At 32.8% G+C, this 20,662-nt stretch carries 28 protein-coding genes and 2 tRNA genes; 4 read left to right on the top strand and 26 right to left on the bottom strand.

The window, feature by feature from the left end; all coding sequences use genetic code 11:
- Position 1: 1 nt before the first annotated feature.
- From rpsH to carA, 20 genes are all read right to left on the bottom strand, one after another.
- Positions 2-397: a 30S ribosomal protein S8 gene (gene rpsH / locus GOY12_RS01095; protein WP_175818241.1), complete on the bottom strand. Its 396-nt coding sequence runs from the start codon at positions 395-397 to the stop codon at positions 2-4.
- A 20-nt stretch (positions 398-417) separates the two neighbouring features.
- Positions 418-726, bottom strand: a complete 309-nt coding sequence (rpsN, locus tag GOY12_RS01090) for a 30S ribosomal protein S14 (RefSeq protein WP_175818240.1) — start codon at positions 724-726, stop codon at positions 418-420.
- A gap of 17 nt (positions 727-743) precedes the next feature.
- Entirely contained in the window at positions 744-1,277 is a 534-nt protein-coding gene (gene rplE, locus GOY12_RS01085) for a 50S ribosomal protein L5 (RefSeq protein ID WP_175818239.1), read from the bottom strand.
- Positions 1,278-1,283: 6 nt separating this feature from the next.
- Positions 1,284-1,601: a 50S ribosomal protein L24 gene (rplX, locus tag GOY12_RS01080; protein ID WP_175818698.1), complete on the bottom strand. Its 318-nt coding sequence runs from the start codon at positions 1,599-1,601 to the stop codon at positions 1,284-1,286.
- The gene (gene rplN, locus GOY12_RS01075) at positions 1,601-1,960 is read right to left on the bottom strand and encodes a 50S ribosomal protein L14 (RefSeq protein WP_175818238.1); all 360 of its coding nucleotides are present in this window, start codon (positions 1,958-1,960) and stop codon (positions 1,601-1,603) included. The genes rplX and rplN overlap by 1 nt, the downstream gene beginning before the upstream one ends.
- A 9-nt stretch (positions 1,961-1,969) precedes the next feature.
- Positions 1,970-2,203, bottom strand: a complete 234-nt coding sequence (gene rpsQ, locus GOY12_RS01070; protein ID WP_175818237.1) for a 30S ribosomal protein S17 — start codon at positions 2,201-2,203, stop codon at positions 1,970-1,972.
- On the bottom strand, positions 2,196-2,399 hold the full coding sequence (rpmC, locus tag GOY12_RS01065) for a 50S ribosomal protein L29 (protein ID WP_175818236.1): 204 nt from the start codon (positions 2,397-2,399) through the stop codon (positions 2,196-2,198). Before rpmC ends, rpsQ begins: the two co-directional genes overlap by 8 nt.
- 11 nt (positions 2,400-2,410) lie before the next feature.
- On the bottom strand, positions 2,411-2,824 hold the full coding sequence (gene rplP, locus GOY12_RS01060; RefSeq protein WP_175818235.1) for a 50S ribosomal protein L16: 414 nt from the start codon (positions 2,822-2,824) through the stop codon (positions 2,411-2,413).
- Between the two features lie 11 nt (positions 2,825-2,835).
- Positions 2,836-3,456, bottom strand: a complete 621-nt coding sequence (gene rpsC / locus GOY12_RS01055; protein ID WP_175818234.1) for a 30S ribosomal protein S3 — start codon at positions 3,454-3,456, stop codon at positions 2,836-2,838.
- A 37-nt stretch (positions 3,457-3,493) separates the two neighbouring features.
- Positions 3,494-3,844 (bottom strand): 50S ribosomal protein L22, encoded by a 351-nt coding sequence (gene rplV, locus GOY12_RS01050; protein ID WP_175818233.1) that lies wholly within the window; start codon positions 3,842-3,844, stop codon positions 3,494-3,496.
- A gap of 5 nt (positions 3,845-3,849) precedes the next feature.
- Positions 3,850-4,134: a 30S ribosomal protein S19 gene (gene rpsS / locus GOY12_RS01045; protein WP_175818232.1), complete on the bottom strand. Its 285-nt coding sequence runs from the start codon at positions 4,132-4,134 to the stop codon at positions 3,850-3,852.
- Positions 4,135-4,137: 3 nt separating this feature from the next.
- The gene (gene rplB, locus GOY12_RS01040) at positions 4,138-4,962 is read right to left on the bottom strand and encodes a 50S ribosomal protein L2 (protein ID WP_175818231.1); all 825 of its coding nucleotides are present in this window, start codon (positions 4,960-4,962) and stop codon (positions 4,138-4,140) included.
- 1 nt (position 4,963) lies between these two features.
- Positions 4,964-5,251, bottom strand: coding sequence for a 50S ribosomal protein L23 (locus GOY12_RS01035; protein WP_175818230.1), 288 nt, complete (start codon positions 5,249-5,251; stop codon positions 4,964-4,966).
- Positions 5,248-5,862 (bottom strand): 50S ribosomal protein L4, encoded by a 615-nt coding sequence (gene rplD, locus GOY12_RS01030; RefSeq protein ID WP_175818229.1) that lies wholly within the window; start codon positions 5,860-5,862, stop codon positions 5,248-5,250. Before rplD ends, GOY12_RS01035 begins: the two co-directional genes overlap by 4 nt.
- Before the next feature lie 2 nt (positions 5,863-5,864).
- Positions 5,865-6,590 carry a 50S ribosomal protein L3 gene (gene rplC / locus GOY12_RS01025; RefSeq protein WP_175818228.1) on the bottom strand — a complete coding sequence of 242 codons (726 nt, stop codon included), beginning with the start codon at positions 6,588-6,590 and terminating at the stop codon, positions 5,865-5,867.
- Positions 6,587-6,943, bottom strand: a complete 357-nt coding sequence (gene rpsJ, locus GOY12_RS01020) for a 30S ribosomal protein S10 (RefSeq protein ID WP_175818697.1) — start codon at positions 6,941-6,943, stop codon at positions 6,587-6,589. Before rpsJ ends, rplC begins: the two co-directional genes overlap by 4 nt.
- Before the next feature lie 17 nt (positions 6,944-6,960).
- Positions 6,961-8,133, bottom strand: a complete 1,173-nt coding sequence (gene tuf / locus GOY12_RS01015) for an elongation factor Tu (RefSeq protein WP_175818227.1) — start codon at positions 8,131-8,133, stop codon at positions 6,961-6,963.
- A 79-nt stretch (positions 8,134-8,212) separates the two neighbouring features.
- Positions 8,213-8,284, bottom strand: a tRNA-Gly gene (locus tag GOY12_RS01010).
- A 4-nt stretch (positions 8,285-8,288) separates the two neighbouring features.
- Positions 8,289-8,371, bottom strand: a tRNA-Tyr gene (locus tag GOY12_RS01005).
- 113 nt (positions 8,372-8,484) lie between these two features.
- Positions 8,485-9,657: a glutamine-hydrolyzing carbamoyl-phosphate synthase small subunit gene (gene carA / locus GOY12_RS01000; protein ID WP_175818226.1), complete on the bottom strand. Its 1,173-nt coding sequence runs from the start codon at positions 9,655-9,657 to the stop codon at positions 8,485-8,487.
- A gap of 216 nt (positions 9,658-9,873) precedes the next feature.
- Here carA and GOY12_RS00995 point away from each other — a divergent pair, with 216 nt between their 5' ends.
- A complete protein-coding gene (locus GOY12_RS00995; protein WP_175818225.1) occupies positions 9,874-10,377 on the top strand; it encodes a hypothetical protein in 504 nt (167 codons plus the stop codon).
- Between the two features lie 62 nt (positions 10,378-10,439).
- Here the strand turns inward: GOY12_RS00995 and fmt are convergent, their stop codons facing one another.
- The 4 genes from fmt to GOY12_RS00975 form a co-directional block, all read right to left on the bottom strand.
- On the bottom strand, positions 10,440-11,348 hold the full coding sequence (gene fmt / locus GOY12_RS00990; protein ID WP_175818224.1) for a methionyl-tRNA formyltransferase: 909 nt from the start codon (positions 11,346-11,348) through the stop codon (positions 10,440-10,442).
- 19 nt (positions 11,349-11,367) lie between these two features.
- Positions 11,368-11,733, bottom strand: coding sequence for a 50S ribosomal protein L20 (gene rplT, locus GOY12_RS00985; protein WP_175818223.1), 366 nt, complete (start codon positions 11,731-11,733; stop codon positions 11,368-11,370).
- 20 nt (positions 11,734-11,753) lie between these two features.
- Complete coding sequence (rpmI, locus tag GOY12_RS00980) at positions 11,754-11,960, bottom strand: 50S ribosomal protein L35 (RefSeq protein ID WP_175818222.1); 207 nt, start codon at positions 11,958-11,960, stop codon at positions 11,754-11,756.
- A 141-nt stretch (positions 11,961-12,101) separates the two neighbouring features.
- Positions 12,102-12,545, bottom strand: a complete 444-nt coding sequence (locus tag GOY12_RS00975; protein WP_175818221.1) for a PAS domain-containing protein — start codon at positions 12,543-12,545, stop codon at positions 12,102-12,104.
- 2,425 nt (positions 12,546-14,970) lie between these two features.
- Between GOY12_RS00975 and GOY12_RS00965 the strand changes: the two genes are divergently transcribed.
- A complete protein-coding gene (locus GOY12_RS00965) occupies positions 14,971-15,174 on the top strand; it encodes a hypothetical protein (RefSeq protein ID WP_175818220.1) in 204 nt (67 codons plus the stop codon).
- A gap of 1,318 nt (positions 15,175-16,492) precedes the next feature.
- Here GOY12_RS00965 and GOY12_RS00960 read toward each other — a convergent pair.
- Positions 16,493-16,867 carry a ferredoxin family protein gene (locus GOY12_RS00960; RefSeq protein ID WP_175818219.1) on the bottom strand — a complete coding sequence of 125 codons (375 nt, stop codon included), beginning with the start codon at positions 16,865-16,867 and terminating at the stop codon, positions 16,493-16,495.
- A gap of 402 nt (positions 16,868-17,269) precedes the next feature.
- Between GOY12_RS00960 and GOY12_RS00955 the strand changes: the two genes are divergently transcribed.
- On the top strand, positions 17,270-17,410 hold the full coding sequence (locus GOY12_RS00955; protein ID WP_175818218.1) for a hypothetical protein: 141 nt from the start codon (positions 17,270-17,272) through the stop codon (positions 17,408-17,410).
- A gap of 560 nt (positions 17,411-17,970) precedes the next feature.
- Here GOY12_RS00955 and GOY12_RS00950 read toward each other — a convergent pair.
- Complete coding sequence (locus GOY12_RS00950) at positions 17,971-19,395, bottom strand: iron-containing alcohol dehydrogenase (RefSeq protein WP_175818217.1); 1,425 nt, start codon at positions 19,393-19,395, stop codon at positions 17,971-17,973.
- Positions 19,396-19,437: 42 nt separating this feature from the next.
- Between GOY12_RS00950 and dapE the strand changes: the two genes are divergently transcribed.
- Complete coding sequence (gene dapE, locus GOY12_RS00945) at positions 19,438-20,643, top strand: succinyl-diaminopimelate desuccinylase (protein WP_175818216.1); 1,206 nt, start codon at positions 19,438-19,440, stop codon at positions 20,641-20,643.
- Positions 20,644-20,662: the final 19 nt, after the last annotated feature.

Raw genomic sequence — 20,662 nt, 5'->3', positions numbered from 1 at the left:
CTTAAAATACACGACACAAAATCTCCCCACCAACTTTTAACCTACGTGCATTGAAGTCGGTCATTACCCCTTTAGATGTAGATATAATAAAAACACCAAGCCCATTATACGCTTTAGCAATGTCTTTATACTTAGAATAACAACGACAACCAGGTTTTGATATTCTAACTATACTACTAATCACAGGCAACCTTTCATAATACTTCAACTTTACAATAAAAAACGGCACACTACCTATAATTTCTTTCTGATAATTAAGAATATATCCTTCATCTTTTAAAATTTTCAGCATAGAAGAATTTACTCTAGAAAACAAAACCCTTGTTGTCCTATGCATTGCTAATTGAGCATTACGTATCCTTGTCAAAAAATCACCAATGCTATCAGATAACGCCATAATATACTCCTATATTACATTCACCAACTAGATTTTGTAACTCCTGGAATTTTGCCAAAAGCACATAAATCACGCAAGACAATTCTACACAAACCAAACTCCCTATATACTCCTCTTGGCCTACCAGTTAAAACACATCTATTTCTGATTCTGATTTTAGAAGAATCCCTAGGTAACACCTTAATCAGCCTACTTTGAGCAGCAAATCTTTCACTCATAGGTATACTCTTATTATTTATAATAGATTTTAATTCCCTTCTTTTCTCCCTATACTGATCGCACAACTTCACCCTACGAAGATTTCTTTGTATCATAGATTTTTTTGCCATATATATATCCTCTTTAATCAATCAAAGAAGGGAAATCTAAAAGCTAGTAATAACTGCTTTGCTTCTTCATCACTATCTGCACTTGTTACAATATTTATATCCATACCTCTAATTTTACTAACTTTATCATAATCTACTTCTAAAAATGATATATGCTCCTTTATACCAAAAGAAAAATTACCATTACCATCAAATTGTTTTATGCTAAATCCTCTAAAATCCTTTTCCCGCGGTAAAGTAACATATATTAATCTTTCTAAAAACTCATACATTTTACCCCTACGTAAAGTTACTTTACAGCCTACTATAGCATTTTTTCTTACCTTAAACCCAGAAATAGATTTTTTCGCAAAAGTTAAAACAGGTTTTTGTCCTGTAATTAAATGCAGACACCCAAACGGCTCATTTATTGCTTTACTATCCGTAGCAGCATCCCCAACACCCATGTTAATACATACCTTAATAAGCCTGGGTACTTGCATTACATTGCTATAGTTAAACTTATCCTTTAAGGATTTTATTATGCTATCTCTATATAATTCTTTGAACATATCATCTTAATCTATTACTTCCCCAGAAACTTTTGCAAAACGTACTTTTTTACCATCTACAACCTTAAATCCCACTCTAGTTGGAGCTTTACACTTAGGATCTAACACTGCAATGTTAGATATATCAATAGCCAACTCCTTATCCAATATACCACCACTATTACCAGATTTCGGCTTAACATGTTTTTTATATATATTTACCCCAGAGACAATTGCCCTTTTCTTAGTATCATATGTTAAAACTTTAATCACCTTACCAATTTTTCCTCTATCTCTGCCAGCTAAAACTATAACGTCATCACCACTCCTTATTTTCGCACTCATCATAAAACCTCAATAGCTAATGACATTATTTTCATAAAAGAACCAGACGGTAACTTCTTTATTGGACCAAATACTCGAGTACCAAATGGCTCACCTTGATTACTAATTAAAACTACAGCATTACTAGAAAAACGAATTACAGAATTATCAGACTTTCTAACACAACTTTTCACCCTAACAACAACCGCTCTGTATACTTTCCCCTTCTCAACTTTTCCCTTTGGGTTAATGGACTTAGCAGATACAATAACTGTATCACCTACAGATGCAGATTTCTTGCCACCTAATAAACCAATGCAAAGCACTTTACGTGCACCAGAATTATCAGCCACTTCTAACAATGTATTTTTCTGAATCATACAAACACTTTACCAGACTTGAATAACAATCCACTTTTTAGTAGTAGAAATAGGTTTATGTTCCTGTATAAAAACTCTATCCCCTGTTTTACAATTATTACTTTCATTATGTGCCGTATATTTTCTGTATTTTTTTACAACTTTTTTATACAGCTTATCTTTATATACCTGCAACACCAAAACCTTTACAGTTTTATCACACTCAGCTTTAATTACAACACCACGCAAAATCTTCTTAGGCATTCTTTTCCTCTATTCTTCTTTCATTTAATACAGTCAAAACACGAGCTATGCTTTTCCTTATCAAACTAAAACGCGCAATATTGTTACACTGCCCCAATTTCTTTTGAAAAGCTAAATTAACAAACTCTTTCCTCAAGCTTATAAGAAATTGACACAACTCTTGCGATGATTTTGATCTAATCTCAACTATACCCATAGTAACTCCATTCAACTATGATTAGATACAAATTTACATTTTACAGGAAGCTTAGCAACTGCTTTTTCAAATGCCAATTTTGCCAAATATATAGAAACACCACCGCTAATTTCAAATAACACTCTACCAGGCCTAATTTTAAATACCCAAAACTCAACGCTACCTTTTCCTTTACCCATCCGTACATCAGCAGGTTTTTTACTAACAGGAATATTAGGAAAAATCCTTACCCACACTTTACCAGAACGTTTCAACGTTCTAGATATTACACGCCTTACAGCTTCAATATGCTTAGACTGAATCCTACCTGCCTCTATAGCTTTTAAACCATAATCTCCAAAAGATAATGTACCACCAGCTTTTGTACTACCCTTAATTCTCCCTTTAAATACCTTTCTATATTTACTCTTTTTAGGGACAAACATTTCAATATACCTCAATTACTAATATAAACCCAAACTCTAACTCCTATAATACCATATATAGTCTTTGCTTCACATAAAGCATAATCTATATTAGCACGCAAAGTGTGTAAAGGTAAACGACCTTCCTTATACCATTCAGTGCGAGCTATTTCAGCTCCACCAAGACGTCCAGAACAACTTACTTTAATACCTCTTCCCCCCATTCTCAAACAACTTTGAATAGCTTTTTTCATTGCTCTCCTAAATGAAACCCGTTTTTCTAATTGCTGTGCTATGCTGTTTGATATCAAGGCCGCATCTATCTCAGGTCTCTTTACTCCTACCACATTCACTTCTACATTATCTTTTACTTTTCTAGCTATTTTCTGTTTTATCTTTTCAATATCTAAGCCTTTCTTACCTATTATCACCCCAGGTCTAGAAGAGTGTATTGTCACAGACATCAAATCACCTTTACGCTCTATAATTATTCTGGAAAGACCTGCATGCTTAAAAGATTTATTTATGTAACTGCGAATAGATAAATCCTGATGCAATTTCTCTTTATAATCTTTACTAGCATACCAAACAGAATCCCAAGTATTAGCATTGATCTTTAACCTTAATCCTATAGGATTAACCTTTTGCCCCATATTTTATACTTTCCTCACCAATTTTACACTCTTAAAATTATATAACTTCCTCTAATTTTATAGTTATACTACTATAATACTTATTAACCCTATTAGCCCTACCCATAGCCTTTGGGTATACTCTACGCAAAGTAAAAGACTTACCTACTAAAATCTCCTTTATATATAAACCATCAATATCTAACCCATAATTATGTTGAGCATTAGCAACTGCAGAATTCAATACTTTTGCTATAAGGCTAGCAACTTTCTTCTCACAAAATCTCAATTGCATAGTAGCAAAAGAAACCTTTTTATTACGCACTAAACTGGCAACCAAATTCAATTTACGAGGAGTTGACTTTAAAACCCTAGAACTAGCTTTAATCACTACACATCTATCCTTCATACTAATTACCTTCTCACTGCCTTTTTATCACCACTATGTCCATTAAATTTACGAGTAGGTGAAAATTCACCAAATTTATGACCTATCATATTTTGATCATTAACATTAACAGGAACATAATCCTTACCGTTATAAACAGCAAATCTTAAGCCTAAACAATTAGGAAGAATTACAGAAGCTCTAGAATGAATTCTTATTATTTTATTAATAGTACCCTCTTTTAAAGCCCTATTCACTAATTTCAGTACAGAAGGATGACAAAAAGGTGATTTCCATGCAGATCTACTCATAAACTAACCCTTTAACTGTTTTATATACTTGTCACTAAATTTATTTTTCTTACGAGTCTTTTTCCCTTTTGTTGCAATACCCCAAGGAGTAACAGGATGGCGCCCACCAGAAGTTTTCCCTTCTCCACCTCCATGAGGATGATCAACTGGGTTCATAGCAACTCCACGAACAGTAGGTCTAATCCCCAACCACCTACTTCTTCCAGCTTTACCAAATTTCCTGTTTTTACGATCAGGATTAGATACTACACCAACAGTAGCCTTGCAAGAAGATAAAATCAGCCTAACTTGACCAGACCTTAATCGTAATAAAACATAGTTACCATCATAACCGACAATTTGCGCATAACAACCAGCAGCCCGAGCAATTACAGCACCATTACCTGGCTTCAATTCAACACCATGAACAAAAGAACCAACAGGTATATATTTTAACGGTAAACAATTACCTGTTACTATATCAACACCATCACCTGACATTACAAGATCACCAGGTTTTATATTTTGTGGAGCCAATATATAAGACTTAACATTATCGCTTCTATATGATATTAATGCTAGAAATCCACCTCTATTCGGATCATACTCTATTTTTTCAACTATACCTTGATCACCTCTATTACGCTTAAAATCTACAACCCTATACTTCCTTTTATGACCACCACCCTTATGACGAGTTGTAATTCTACCACAATTATTTCTTCCACCACTAGATTTTTTACCAAATGTAAGGGATTTCTCTGGTCTATCTTTTGACAACCCAATCCTACTTACTAATACAGTTCCACGAGAAGAAGGGGTAACAGGACTAAGAAACTTTATTCCCATATTAAATACTCATTATATTTAATTTTTGACCATTTACCAAAGAAAAATAAACCTTCTTTTTTCGTTTTTCATAACCAACTACACCCCTAAAGCATCTACGTTTAGGGTTAACCATAACAACATTTATAGATGAAACTTTAACTCTAAATAGAGACTCTATTGCCAGCTTTATTTTATGCTTATTTACATTTACAAAAACATAAAAAGAATATTTATTAAATTTCTCTTTTAAAAAAGAAGCTTTCTCTGTAATTATAGGACACTTTATTATACTATCATATTTTATCATAATAACCTATCTTCAAGACTCTTTAAAGCATCATTTGTCAGCATTATACACTCATGATTTAACATATCAAAGACATTTAATCCAATAGGCTTGATCAAATTTACATAGCGCAAATTTCTAGTAGCCCGCAGCAAATTATCTCCATAATCACCAACTATCAAGAAGGAAGAAAATTTAAATTTTTTAACATATCTACACATTTCAGATGTCTTCCTTACATTAATATCTAAACTATCAAGAATAATTATTTGATTATTAAAATACTTTAGAGATAAAGCAATTCTTAAACCAAGCTCACGCACCTTCTTATTAAGAGAATAAGCATGACTTCTTACAACAGGACCAAAAATAATTTCCCCACCCCTAAATTGAGGAGATCGTAGACTACCTTGCCTTGCTCTACCAGTACGTTTCTGACTATAAGGCTTAGCTGTTGTACCAGAAATATCACTGATACCTCTTGTTTTATGAGTACCAGCCCTTCTTTTTGCCAATTGCCACATAACTATATCATGTAAAATATTCAATTTCTGTTTAACAAAAAACATCAAAGGGTTAAGCTGAACAACACCTACATCACCACTGGATAAATCAACTAATTTACATTCCATAACTAACTTACCAAATTACTAGTATTAACATTACTTGTATCTAATAGCAAACCTGCCGAAAAAAGAGCATCTTTATGCAAAGGCTTTTTAATCGCATCCCTTACAAAAACATAAGAATTTCTAAACCCAGGAACATTATTACCCTTTATAGCAATTATACTATCTTCATAATCAATAAATAACACCTTCATATTTTGTACAGTTACTCTACTACTGCCTAAATGACCAGCCATTTTCTTGCCTTTAAATACTTTACCAGGATCCTGACATTGACCTGTAGAACCTTGCGACCTATGAGCAATAGAAACACCATGAGACGCTCTAAGCCCACTGAAATTATGTCGCTTCATTACACCAGCAAATCCTTTACCAATCGAATACCCTGTAATATCAAGATATTGACCAACTACAAAATGGCTAACACCTACTTTCTTACCACATCTTATCCCCGAGAGGTTATTTAATTTACTTTCATATAACTTACATCTATTTTTTATTCCCCTTTTTTTCAAATATTCCAACTGAGGCTTCGCAATATTTTTAAAATCTCCAGTACCTAAAATAACTGAATTATACCCACACTTACTTTGCTCCTTTACATCAACAATATAAGTCTCGCTGAGATGCAATAAAGTTACAGCTACACAACCACTGCTAGAATATATAGTAGTATGACCAACATTTTTCATTAATAAACCAATTCTTTTTAATGAATTTATTCTTTTCATCCCTTCTTCTTAAATTTTATGACCTTCTTAATTTTTGAATCAACTTCTACTCCAGGAAGAGGAGAAGGGAAAGATGAGCTCCCAAGCATCTGCACTATAGCAGAGGTAGGATTATATAAAACAATCAAACGCTTAGAAGTCCTCCGTTCAAGCTGCTCACGAGATTTTTTATCAACGTGAGGTGATCTATTGACGTTAAACTTAAGATTCCTCCTTGGCAAAGCAACTGGACCAGACAACCTTGTACCAGAATGTTTTAATTTATCCTTAAATTCACGCACAAATTTTCTAATATACTCCTCTAGCCTTGAACAATCAAAAGCTTCTATCTTAATATGTATCTCTTGCTCTATCTCAGTTACCACACACTTTACTCCAAAATTTCAGAAACAACACCAGAACCAACAGTTCTACCACCTTCTCTTATTGCAAAACGCAACCCCTTATCCATTGCTATTGGTACCTGTAATTCTATTTCTATACTCACATTATCCCCTGGCATTACCATCTCTTTTCCCTCTAACAATTTTATACTTCCTGTCACATCCGTAGTTCTTATATAAAACTGCGGCTGATAATTTTCAAAAAATGGTGTATGTCTTCCTCCCTCTTCTTTCTTCAATACATATACCTCTGCTTTAAACTTCTTATGCGGTGTTATTGAATTTGGCTTTGCTAATACTTGACCCCTTTCTACTTCTTCTCTTTTTGTTCCCCTTAGCAATACTCCTACATTCAACCCAGCACACCCCTTATCTAAGCACTTTTTAAACATTTCTACTCCTGTACATATTGTCTTCCGCGTTGCTTTCAAACCTACTATCTCTATCTCTTCACCTGTTTTTATTTCTCCTCTTTCTATTCTTCCTGTTACTACTGTCCCACGTCCCGGTATTGAAAATACATCTTCAATTGGCATCAAAAATGGTAAATCCACAGGCCTTGGTGGAACTGCTACATATTCATCTAATTTTTCCATCAATCTTTCTATTGACTTCTTTCCATATTCACTGTCTTCATCTTCTAGCGCTTTTAATGCAGACCCAATCACTACAGGAACATCATCACCAGGAAATTCATACTTGCTCAACAATTCCCTGACCTCCATCTCCACTAAACCAATCATATCATGATCAGCTACATCAGCTTTATTTATATACACAACAATATACTTAACACCAACTTGCTTTGCTAGTAATATATGCTCTCTTGTTTGCGGCATTGGCCCATCGACTCCGGACACTACCAATATTGCTGCATCCATTTGTGCTGCACCTACTATCATATTTTTTACGTAATCAGCATGCCCGGGACAGTCAACATGTGCATAGTGTCTCTTATCTGTTTCATACTCGACATGTGCTGTTGCTATTGTTATTCCCCTTTTTCTCTCTTCGGGTGCTTTATCTATTTGGTCATATGCTACGAAATGTCCATAGTACTTCGTTATTGCTGCTGTCAACGTTGTCTTCCCATGATCTACATGTCCTATTGTTCCCACATTCACATGTGGCTTACCAAATGCCTCTACTATTTGTCCCATAACCTAAACTTTTCTACCTAAAATGCAAAATACATCAATAGTAATATATTGATTTTACAAAAATACAACAAAAAAAAAGAGCGGATAGTGGGATTTGAACCCACTCCACTAGCTTGGAAGGCTAGAGCTCTACCAATTAAGCTATACCCGCACAATGGAGGAGATAGGATTTGAACCTATGTACGCTTTCGCGGACAGATTTACAGTCTGTTACCTTTAACCACTCGGTCACCCCTCCACAAAAATTTATTAAGAAAGTATTACCTCAGCATTTCAACTTAATCTCTTATTATATTTATAATAAATACCTAAAAGTAAAAAATCAAGCAGTAAAATCTTTAATAATTTTAATTATATAGATTTCGTCTTATATAATTTAATATTATTAATAAAGTACTTAAATAAGTAATGTGAATCATGAGTACCTGGCGCTTCTTCCGGGTGGTATTGCACAGAGAAAACTGGATAATTTTTCATCATTATTCCTTCTATACTGTTATCAAATAGAGAAACGTGAGTAACCTCCACATTTCTTGGTAAAAAATATGGATCGACAACAAAGCCATGATTCTGGCTAGTAATCTCAACTTTCTTACTATTTACATTATAAACTGGATGATTACTCCCTCGATGACCAACACTCATCTTAGTAGTTTTTGCTCCTAAGGCAATCGCAAGCAATTGATGACCCATACATATTCCAAGAATTGGTATTTTGGACTTTATAATAACATTTATTTCTGAGATTATGTTCTCTCCTATTTTTTGTGGATCACCTGGACCATTTGAAAGTACTATGCCATCCGGACACATATTTAATATTCTCTGAGAAAAACCTTTATCTGGCCTAATTAGTTTAATTATGCATCCAAGCTCTACTAAGCGTGAAACTATACTAGACTTTACGCCGAAATCAACTATTATGACTTTATACTTTTCAATACTCTGAGCTCTAGTGTCAGCTATTTGAACGACAGGCGTATCAATATCATTACTCAAACTAACTACATTAATTATTTCCATTCCATTTATAAATTTGTATTCACCTAACTCATTTGATAAATCTTCTATCACTTGAATAGCTTGATTGCTATAGGCACCAGCATTACACCCTAAAGGATAGGTCAATGAACATATCATTCCATTTTGATATCCATGCTTTCTTAAATATCTAGTTAAGGCTCTAGTATCAACTCCTGATATTCCAACTACATCATTTTTCTCTAACCAATCATTTAAACTAATATATGAAGAAGGATGAGATGCAGGAGAAAGTTCGCGTATAATTACACCACTTGCAAAAACTTTTTCTCCTTCACTATCTTTGCTGTTTATTCCAATGTTACCGATATGAGGGAAAGTAAACATTATAATTTGATCAGCAAAGGAAGGATCAGTTATAGTATGCTGGTAACCAGTAGCACAAGTGGTAAAACAAATCTCACCTACACACTTACCCTTTTTACCTATTGACTTCCCTAAAAAGGATTTACCACTTTGTAAAACTAAAACTGCATCTTGCACTTCATTCTTTCTAACTGATCTTAAAGTAGTATATAAGAGTTTTAAATAACATAATAGGTAAAAAGTTCTTTCTAAAATTCTAAACCTAACCATAAATAAGCAAAGAATAATACAGAAAATACTTTTAATATATTCCCTATATATAGACATACCTTGACTACTCTCATATCTCATGTTAACTTAAATAAGTCATTTAAGCAAAGTATAAGGCTTATTATGTGCAATAATGAAAATCAAACTAAGCAAATAAATAAAAAGTGGCACATTATAGCAGCCAGCTCATTATCCAGCTCATTATTATTCATAACAATGCTATCATCGATTTTCCTTTTAGCAAGAATAGCTGCAAGGCTAATTATAGCCTCGATTATAGCAATAGCAATAAAAATCACTTCCAAAGCAGCGTTAAACATCTTAAAGGGTAAACAGGCATATCAAAACCAAATAACACAAAAAACAACACAAGACGAAATCACAAATCTAGCTATTGGGCTAATATCCACATTTGTAGGCTGGCTATCACTGCTTATTGCAGCACAAACTTGGTCAACTGCAGCAGCATATGCAGCTATAGCTGCTTTAGCTCTACGTGAGTGTTTTAAGGGTGAAGAAATAGGGAAAAGCATAAACGACAAACTAGATGAGGCAGCTGATAGTACAACTAATTTTGTTATTAGTAGTGTTGAGAAATTTATTTCATCACAAAACCGCCAGGTGTAGCCCTGCTCTGACACTTGCTTTGACATATCAATCAAGTAAATTGACTATACAAGGAGAGTTGCTCACTCTATAAACTTTTTCACTATGTTTAATTTTAGGCCACGGACAAAATCCGCAACTTTGCAAGGGTTTCTTCCTTCCATTTGGACCACTTTAGGAATCAAAACGCCGTTTTCTAAGCTTATATGCATATTATCATTAATAATCTCACCTTGCGCTGAAGTTAAAGAGAGATTTATTTCGAAATCAGCATCTAGTACTTTGAGACGTTTGTTCCCTATCTTGACAAACGCTTTAGGGTAAAATGCCTTAACTTTCCTATAGGCAATTTCACAAGCATTATTTGCATATATCCTATAGTCTTCCACTTTATCAGCATAGCATATATTATCATCTCCCTGCTCCAAAGGAACCTGTTTTTCAATTTCATTTAATACCTCCATCAGCAAATTACTGCCTAATATAGACAATTTATCGTGCAATGTCTTGTAATTATCATCTTTTTCAATCACAAATTTTTTCTGCTTTAAAATAGGACCAGAATCTAATCCCTCACTCAACTGCATAATGCTAATTCCAGTTTCTCGGTCTCCTGCTAAAATTGCATGTTGTATGGGAGCTGCACCGCGCCATCTAGGCAGCAGTGAAGGATGAATATTAATACAACCATACTTAGGAATATTCAAAATTTCTTTTGGAAGAATCAATCCATATGAAACAATCACCGCAACATCTGGTTTGAAACTCTTAAACTTTTCTTGCTCTACTAAAGATTTAAGCGATGTAGGAGCACACACCTCTATATCATTTTTTTCAGCGACAGCATGTATAGGAGATTTCGTTAGCCTTTGCCCACGCCCTGAGGGCTTGGGAGCCTTGGTATATATTGCTACTACCTCATTTTTTGACTTTAATAATAGGTTTAGTGTACTAACAGCAAATTCAGGTGACCCCATAAAAATAACTCTCATGCTGCTTCGTTTAAGGAGATCAAGAATTTTCTACTAATTTGCTGTTGACAGTTTTTATTAATCTTTTAAAATCATCTTTATAATTAACAGCCATTTCAGCAAGAACTTTTCTATTTAAGCAAATTTTAGCAAGGGTGAGTCCATGTATAAATTTACCATAAGTAAGCCCATGTTCCCTTACTGCTGCGTTAATACGTATTATCCACAGACTACGAAAATCACGCTTACGATTTCTTCTGTCCCTGTAAGCGTACTGTAATGCTTTTTCAACCCTTTGTAGAGCAATTCTGTAACAATTTTTTGCACGTCCCCTATAGCTTTTCGCTAACTTCAATATTTTTTTATGACGAGCGTGAGTGGTAATTCCACGTTTTACTCTAGCCATTCTATCTTACCTCCATTTTATTAAATACCATAAGGCATATAAAGCTTAATTATACGCGAGTCAGACTTGCCAAGAATCACTGTACCACGTTGATTACGAATGCTAGATTTACTCCTTTTTATCATACCATGCCTTTTACCTGATTGAGTAGAAATAACTTTACCCTTAGCTGTAAGATTGAAACGTTTTTTAACAGAAGATTTCGTTTTCAATTTCATTTTTTTCATATAAATTTACATATAAAGATTATCACCCCAATTCTTTCAAAAGAAACTACTTAATTAACTCTATTAAAGAATAGAGCAGCATTGTAACTTATAATGCTATAATATACAACCTAAAGCTATAGTACAAGCTAAAATTGTATATTAAAGAAGCTTAAATGTAACTAAGCCCAGTATGTGTGTTATATCTTTTTTGTTTCCAAGTGGCAACAAAACCTGCCTCATCTTAACACTTTCACTCTCTTCCTCTTCGTTGATCAAGCACTTACCATCTACCACAGCATCAAATTTATCAATAATTACATCTATTTTATATAGGTGCAAAAATAGTGCATCAATTGCATATTTGCTATCAATACGCATACTTTTTTCAAACCCATAGAACTCAATAGCCTTTCTTCCTGCGTTTTCACAAATATAACCACAATCATTAACTTCAATAATAAAACAGTGCTGCCAAGATTCCACTATTTCGGCAACATCTATCTCATGCCTTCCTGGCCAATTTCTATTTGGCCCTTTTACCTCACTCCAGTATTGAGTTACTATATTTGCTATTCTTCTTTCTTTACCTATGTAAAATTTCATTTCTAACATCCACACACAAAACATAAACTAAATCTATTGTGAATGTATTGATTTTTTCTTAATCGCAAGGGTAAATATTAACTAAATTCTTACTTTACCACTTAACGACACAGACGTTTTTAAATATAAGTTCACCACTTTTCTTGATTACCTTTTTAATTATACACACACAATTTACATGCCATACACTTATGGTTACTGACCATTTCCTTTACTATTTATTTTGCTGATCAAATAATCCCTGTGGGTAAGTTCTTGCAACAAATCCTTCGAACTGCGATTAACTTTTTACACCATCATCAAATTCTCTTTACACTCTTTCTATCATACATATTTTACCATATAACATATGCTTTATTTTTTATAACCTACACACTTATAACTATATAACCTTTTTCCTCATTCTCTATAGATTTTACTTGACAGAATTGATTTCCCCAGTACCTTAAATACATTATTCAAGTATGCTCTTTAGCAACTTCTCTTCATGTAGAGTAACTTTCTTATTTATTAATTAATTTCTTTATTACTTTTGAAGGTCTAAAAAAACCGAATTTCTCGCTTGAATCACCATTCTTCCTGATGTTTTTGGTATATTCCCTGGTCTTTCTTTTTTTAACTAAGAACGCCCCAAATAAATAATGATATTTTCATTATTCCTTCCTTTGCTAAGCTTATCTTTATTTTATCCAATATATCGTCTATTATTGCAGTGGAGTCTTCTTTTGACAATCCAATTTCTTGATACCTTCAGCTATTGTTGCTTTAATTACTGTTATGTCTTTTGTCACAACGTAATCCATAATTTATTACAATATGCAAATATAAAATAATAATTAACTCTAGACCCAGCTACTTTATTTTACGATATTCCTTTTTTACAGCATAATTTAAAATACTAGCAGTTGCTAACACTCCAAATATCAAAAAACACTATTTGATAACTTGTAAGAAGTGCTAGAATTAACGCTCTAATTCTCTACCTCATTTTAAACACAAATCTGTTAATAATAGACAATAATATGCTTATATCACCATTCCACAATTTCGCTTCCAACAAGTAAAATCAAGCACATGTGCCCTGCAAGAAGACCAAACGTCAACATATAAAAGCATATAATATAAACTTTTAAATAGCCACATAGCAAAATGATAATTGAAACACTCTATATAATAGAGAAGAGATTGTGTACCTTCCATTCTAGATAAATTTTAGGTTCAACCTGCAATTAGGGAGCACTGATTACAAGACCAAACCAACAATCGCAATTGCTTCATCTGATTCCCTTACATAAAACTCTGAGTTGCTCAATAATCCCAAAACTCTTGAGATGTTAAAGATCAGAAATACTCCAGAAGTAATAGCACCTACTGTTAAGGTTACCTAGATACCCCTTAATCCCAGCACCACAAGTATAGAATACATTACCGTTCTTATTAATTAAGCTCTTTATTAAGTACTTTTAAAATAGCTCTCTGAAAACATGTTTAGATAAAAACATGAATGCAAGCATCAACACATAAAATAGCATTATGTATACAATCAGGTTTTCCAACATATAACCTTAGCAAACAAACTATAAAAAAACGCTCAAATCACCAACATAGGAAGGCTTGAAATTGTCTGTATTAATTGAAAATATCAGTTCAAATCAGGTAAGAGGAAAACAGGCACGTTCAAATGAGTAGTTCAAATAAAACCAAATGAGCTCCAATTGCAATCACCACTGAAAAATCGTGAGATGGCAAAAGTTCAAGCACATGCTAAACTTGCCAATACAACTTACATAATTGTAGGTCTAAGCTCTTTTTTTAAAACTCACACTTGTAAAAGTATAGATTATCAGTATTTTACTAAATATAATAACTTGGTCACCAATCGGCTAAATAGACCAAGTTTTAGCTCTACTTTCCATAAAACTTATCTCATAAGTAGTTTATTGATAACTTGATACTAACTCTCTTTCAAAACTATAGGCAACTATGTTTTACGGTAATAGGTATAAGCATCGAAAACAAAAATCCTAACCTTCTTCAGGTTTACCATATATCATTAAACAGCTTTATCTTAATAATACAGTACAAAAAAATGAGCCCCATTTCAAAAAGTTGATCAACATATTTGCAAGGATAAGTGATATATTGACCATAGTAAGATTAATCATACCAAATTTACGAAGAAATAAAAAATTAGCCAAGGAAAGATTTTCATATATAATAAAGTAAAAAGAATATAAGTCAATCTAAGTTTTAGGTTCAAGTTACACAATAGTTATAGTATCAGATCAGAAATAAACGTTCTTGCATAGCGCAATTGATCGCAGAGAAAAGAAGCTACACGTGTACTACTAATTAAATCTTTACTAAAGAAGTTAACTAACTTTATATAAGAGATAGCTATACTAAAACTCATAGCACTATTTATATGAGAAAAAATAAGAATAAAGAAGCAGTAAAGTTATTATTAGATATAAAAATAACAAGACTTCTACTAGAAAGTGAAACAAGCGTTAATAAAGTAGAGATAAGAGATAATAGAGAAGAAATACTATTTTACATCAGCGATTGTTCGTCAATCATCAATGAACTAGGTAGATGGTCAATTTTAAAGAACAACTTCCTGATTTAATAAACTTCTTTATAAACATGCAGTAAATATTTATGCTAGTAATAACCGAAATGATATCTTTGAAGATCCATTATAAGAGCTTTATAGTCATACCGTAAATAATAAGAAATTCGCTACCTTCGTGCAAAAATTTTTAAAGAAATAAAAACATTAAAGGGAGAACATAGAAAGTTATCTAGAGCAGAAAAAGACTTTAGATCACTTGCTGATATTACAATGAAAAGTTGTACAATTTAGTATCAGAACATTGAAGCTTTTGCAGTAAAGGCACTATTAGCAACCGGTGTTCTCTTAAAGAACAGGATATCCTGTTCTTTTATTGATGTTTAAAAGTATTCTCCTAGATATCATTCACCAATCAGTAAAATTGTGGGAAATTCCTTTCTACCACAATCACATTTACAGCAAGGCATATAAAACCATCAGTGAATGTTACAAATAAATTTTGTTTCTTTGGTGCTTTCTATCCTGTTGATTCAATAAATAGAAACCCTTTTAGTAACCCATTTACTGAGCTACATTTAGATCCTTACTTTTTAGTTGATAGCAACTTAGGTAATGATTTCTGTACATCCAAAGTCTATTATGTCTTTTTTCTCACCCTTTACTTTTCCACTCCCATCATAGCCTTTAACTCCCATTTTTCTGCAATTTAAATAGACAGATTCCATGCTTCTTCAACTTTTTGAATTGTTCATTCACTGCTTTTCATAACAGAAAATTGTGTAATAAGTACCTTTATTAAGTATTCTGTATGTAATATGTATAGAATTGAATTTAATATTCTTCTTTTCCATATTTTGATGACTTACTTTCTTTTCCTATACCACTGAACTCTGAAATATTCTTTTATTCTAACCCATTCCCTTTTACAAATCTATTAGATGTTTCTTCCTCATTTCTTACTTACTACCCTACTATTATATACTTACCACTTGCTTATAAGTAACTTTCAATAGCTATATCAACATTAGGAAAGACATGATTAAAAATACCAGTAAAGGAGGTTCACCTCTCCCCTAATACTAATAATATAAATAAAACAATGAGTAATAGACTAAAAATATAACTTAGTCAATTAAATACACTATAGCACCTTTAGTAGTTTTTACACGGTTTGCTGTAACTCATGTCCCGCGCTAATATGGCTATTTTAAATACATTATCTATTAATAATTAAACAGTAATAAAACTATTATGTTACTATTTAGATTAACTTATTTCTAAGTAAATTAGCTAAATTACATGCTGTTAAATGCAAACAAAATAACCAGCATAAGACACTAAGAGAAGCTTTTCTTTTCCTCAATGAATGATATTATTCTAGGTTCTCATCAAAATAAGCTGTTTTGTCTTTTCTTTCCTTATACTCTTCTGCAGTATTCAAAGGTTGTTTTTTAGCCGTAATATTTGGCCATTTCCGCGAATATTCTACATTTATATCGTAAAATAACTTAAAATTTTTTTGTTCTTTACTCAGTAACTCTTCATTTAATTCTAAAATATCTTTTATAGAATCATCAGTTACGATTGCATCCACTGGACATTCAGGTATGCATACCCCGCAATCAATACATTCATCTGGATTAATTACAAGCATGTTTTTACCTTCATAGAAGCAGTCAACAGGACACACCTCTACACAATCTGTATATTTACATTTTATACATTTATCCGTAATAAAATGTGTCATAAAACAATGTATATTTACCCATCTTTGGTACACTAAATTGACAAGAAATTCAAACTTTTTCATTATTATTATAGTTTAAATGCTAACAAACATTAAGTCACTTCCAAGTAGTTAGAAGAAAACTTCTTCATGAAGACAAGTAAATTAAATAATAAGGAACTAGAGACATAGTTGAGTTTAGCTAAAAGCTTTAGGCTAACTAAGCCTTCCATGACTAAGAGAGCGTGTGAGTTGTAGACAAAGAACTCAACAAAAAGTTATATAGTGTTCAAGATACATGAAAAGAACCAATAGTGCAAAGAAAACCGAAGCTAAAATCATACCTGTATGTCATTTCAGGTTATCCAGCACTTTAAAAGAAGCATATAAGATTACCTCCTCTGTACAGCTACACTTAGCTGTATGTCATCATTAAGTCATGAGATGATTATAATAATCAATAAGCTTAACTCTTCAGTAAATAAGGAAGATCCTGCCAGTAAGCTGGTATTTGATTTGATCAAAGCCGGTTTCATCGTTGTCTCCGGATTTACAAGAGAATAAACATTGCAGCAAATATTGTATAATATATAGAAATTACCTAATCATTGTTGCTGCAGCAAAAGAATTAATATAATATATACCCAAAAGAAAACTTTGACCCATATAGAAGGATTACTGAGCTTTCCGTTTGCTATAGCTAAAACTTTAATATTCTTTCTCCCTCAAAGAAATCAAATTATATCTAGTCAATTGCTGGATATTGTGGTAATTGAAGCATTGAAAATGTCCTGATTTTAACACTAGCAATTTCGCTTAATAACAAAAAGAAAAGCACTTTAAGCTTCCAATTTTCTTCTAAAACTATACGCTGTAGTAGGAATAATTATCTATTTAAGAATAGTAGTAAATTTATTAAACCTACTAATAACATAATAGAGGATATCAAGTTCACCCACTCGACAAAAAAGTCTATTGATGTCAAGTATTGCACTGTTACCCGAAAGCATAAAAATTACAACAAGCAAAGTCCGTTATAGTGAGTTATATCAACTTTTACCTAAGCAAATATAGAGCAATTACTAGGAAATAAAAACATCAACAATTTCTTAAATTATCTTTAGCTACAACACTTTACTTTCTCCTATACAGTGAGCTAGATCAAGAAAGGTGAATCTATCCCTTGCTGTAAATGCAAAGCTAACCACTTTGCAATACTGCTCTTTGTTCCAACCAAGGTGTTCTGGTAAATGTGGAATTGATAAATCTTCAAACATTTTTTGCAGGCGCTTCGCAGGTAACAAATTTTGCTTAATTAAGTTAGAAATATTATTCCATTCCTTATAAAGGATCTCTTTAATCTTCTGCTGCAAAATTTGCTTTTGCTTTAGGATTTTTATAAATTCAGTACCATCAAAGCACCCTGTTAAGCCCTCTGTCATCCAAGCAGTATAACACTGATTCACTTTTTGAATTTTAGCGTTTGACATTGGAATAACACTGAAGCAGCTTATTGGTTTAACGATGGGATTTTGTATTGACAATATCTTTTCCTGCAAATTAGCCATAGTGATCATCGCAACAGCAATTTTTTCACCATGTAATGCAGAAAAATAATCTTTTGTTACCATCTCCATTGTATGAGCTATTATATGTTCTCCTTGACTTGCAGAGTAGCTGCCTTTCGATATTACCATCCCAAGTCCTGAAATCAGCAAGGCTTCCATAAGTAATAAGACCACTTTTTTGCTTCTTTCTGAGAGCGCAAGATACTCTCTGAGTAAAATTTCCTCTAGATCACGAACAAGTGTGAAAGGTAATTCATTATATTCTGTGCCAAGCAATAGATGAGATAATAGCCAATCAGCTTGCACTGTTGAACGACAAATGAAATCTGCAAATCCGCTTAATGTCAGGCGAAGTGGTGCATTAGCAATTATATTGGTATCAATATATATTGCCTTGGGAAGGTGTGCTACGAAAGACCTTTTATATCCGTCTACTAAGATAGAAGCGTTTGCAGAGGTATATCCATTCATAGAAGCAGCTGTTGGAAAGGATATGTAGTTTTTGCCCTCTAGGTAACTTGCATACTTACAGATATCGTTAATAGTGCCACTACCAAGTGCAACTATTAAATCACTATCTTTTGCCCTATCTCTAACTAAGTTGACAGTTTCAAGAGAAGCAGCTCTGTTTAGTATCATTTCTCCGCTTGGTATCATTCTAGTGCTTGACATTGGGATCCATACTCCTTTTTTCTGGATCCCAATGTCAGAATACTGAGATGACAAAATTTCAGAAGCATTTAAAATGACATATGGTTTTGCAAGAGGCCTAATAATACTACTAGGAATAATTAAGTGAGAAATTTTATTAAATGTGTTTTTGCTCAAAAATTCTGCTGTATTTTCATCTGCAACCAGAAAAATGTCATTTCCATATTGTGTACATATTTCATGTATACTATCAACAAGATGACGATCTACTATTACCTCCCTTATAAGAGTTTGTTTAGCTTGGTGTAATATTTGTTTTAAATAATGCATAGAATGTTTACAATATAGCAACATCAGTATTTCAAGATTGACATGAAGATTGACCCTGTAGAGCTAACTAAGAAGTTGATTTCTTTCAAGAGTATAACACCAAAAGACGATGGAGCAATAGAGTATATAGCAGCAATTCTCAAGAAAAGTGGCTTTAAGTGTAAGATTTTAGAGTTCGGTAATAACAAAGCTAAAGTTAAAAGTCTCTATGCAAAATATATAAATGGAGTACCAAATTTATGTTTTGCTGGACATATTGATGTTGTACCACCAGGTCAATTAAAAGATTGGATATCTGATCCATTTAATCCAAAAGTCAGAGGCGGAATATTGTATGGAAGAGGAGCAGCTGATATGAAAAGCGGAGTAGCTGCATTTATTGCTGCTATGGTAAATTTTGTTGTAGAAAAATTTCAGTTTAATGGTTCGATAAGTACATTGATTACCAGTGCTGAAGAAAGTATGGAAGAATATGGAACAAAAGCAGTTTTAGAATGGATGGAAAGTAAGCAAAAGAAGATAGACTATTGTGTAATTGCCGAACCAACTAGTAGTGAAAAACTAGGCGATACCATAAAAATAGGCAGAAGAGGATCTGCAATATTCAAATTAATTTGTTATGGAAAACAAGGACATGTTGCTTACCCAGATTTAGCTGATAATCCAATATATAAGATGATATCAATATTAAATAGAATAAGAAATACTACTTTTGACAATGGTAATAAACACTTTCAGCCTTCAAACTGCGAGGTTACTACTATTGATGTCGGAAACAACAATAATAATATAATACCCGATGTAATAGTTGCAAATTTCAATATTCGATATAACGATATACAAACACCTAACACTTTATTTAAATTAATCGATGAAATATGCTCTAGCGTGACTAACGATTATAAACTCTCTATTCACATTAGTAGGGGAGCTTTCCTTTCCATGCCTGATAGGAACACTGATATTATGCTTGACGCAATAAATAAAGTCACCAATATTAATGCTGTAATGAGCACAAGCGGCGGTACGTCTGATGCTGCGTTTATCAAAAATGTGTGTCCAGTGATTGAATTTGGTATGATTAATAAAACTACACACCAGGTAAATGAATGTGCGTCAGTAGACGATATATATAAACTGACAGCTATATATAAAGAGTTCATAAAAAACTATTTTTACCCTACTAACAAGATATTAAATCAAATCAATGTAATTAGTAATATGCCTGATGGTCCATTATTAGCTTAAAGTGTACTTCAGGCCAGTA

Source organism: Wolbachia endosymbiont of Dirofilaria (Dirofilaria) immitis, from assembly GCF_013365455.1.
Lineage (GTDB): Bacteria > Pseudomonadota > Alphaproteobacteria > Rickettsiales > Anaplasmataceae > Wolbachia.
Note: the sequence above shows the minus strand (reverse complement) of the source record. Positions and strands in the feature narration are given on the sequence as shown.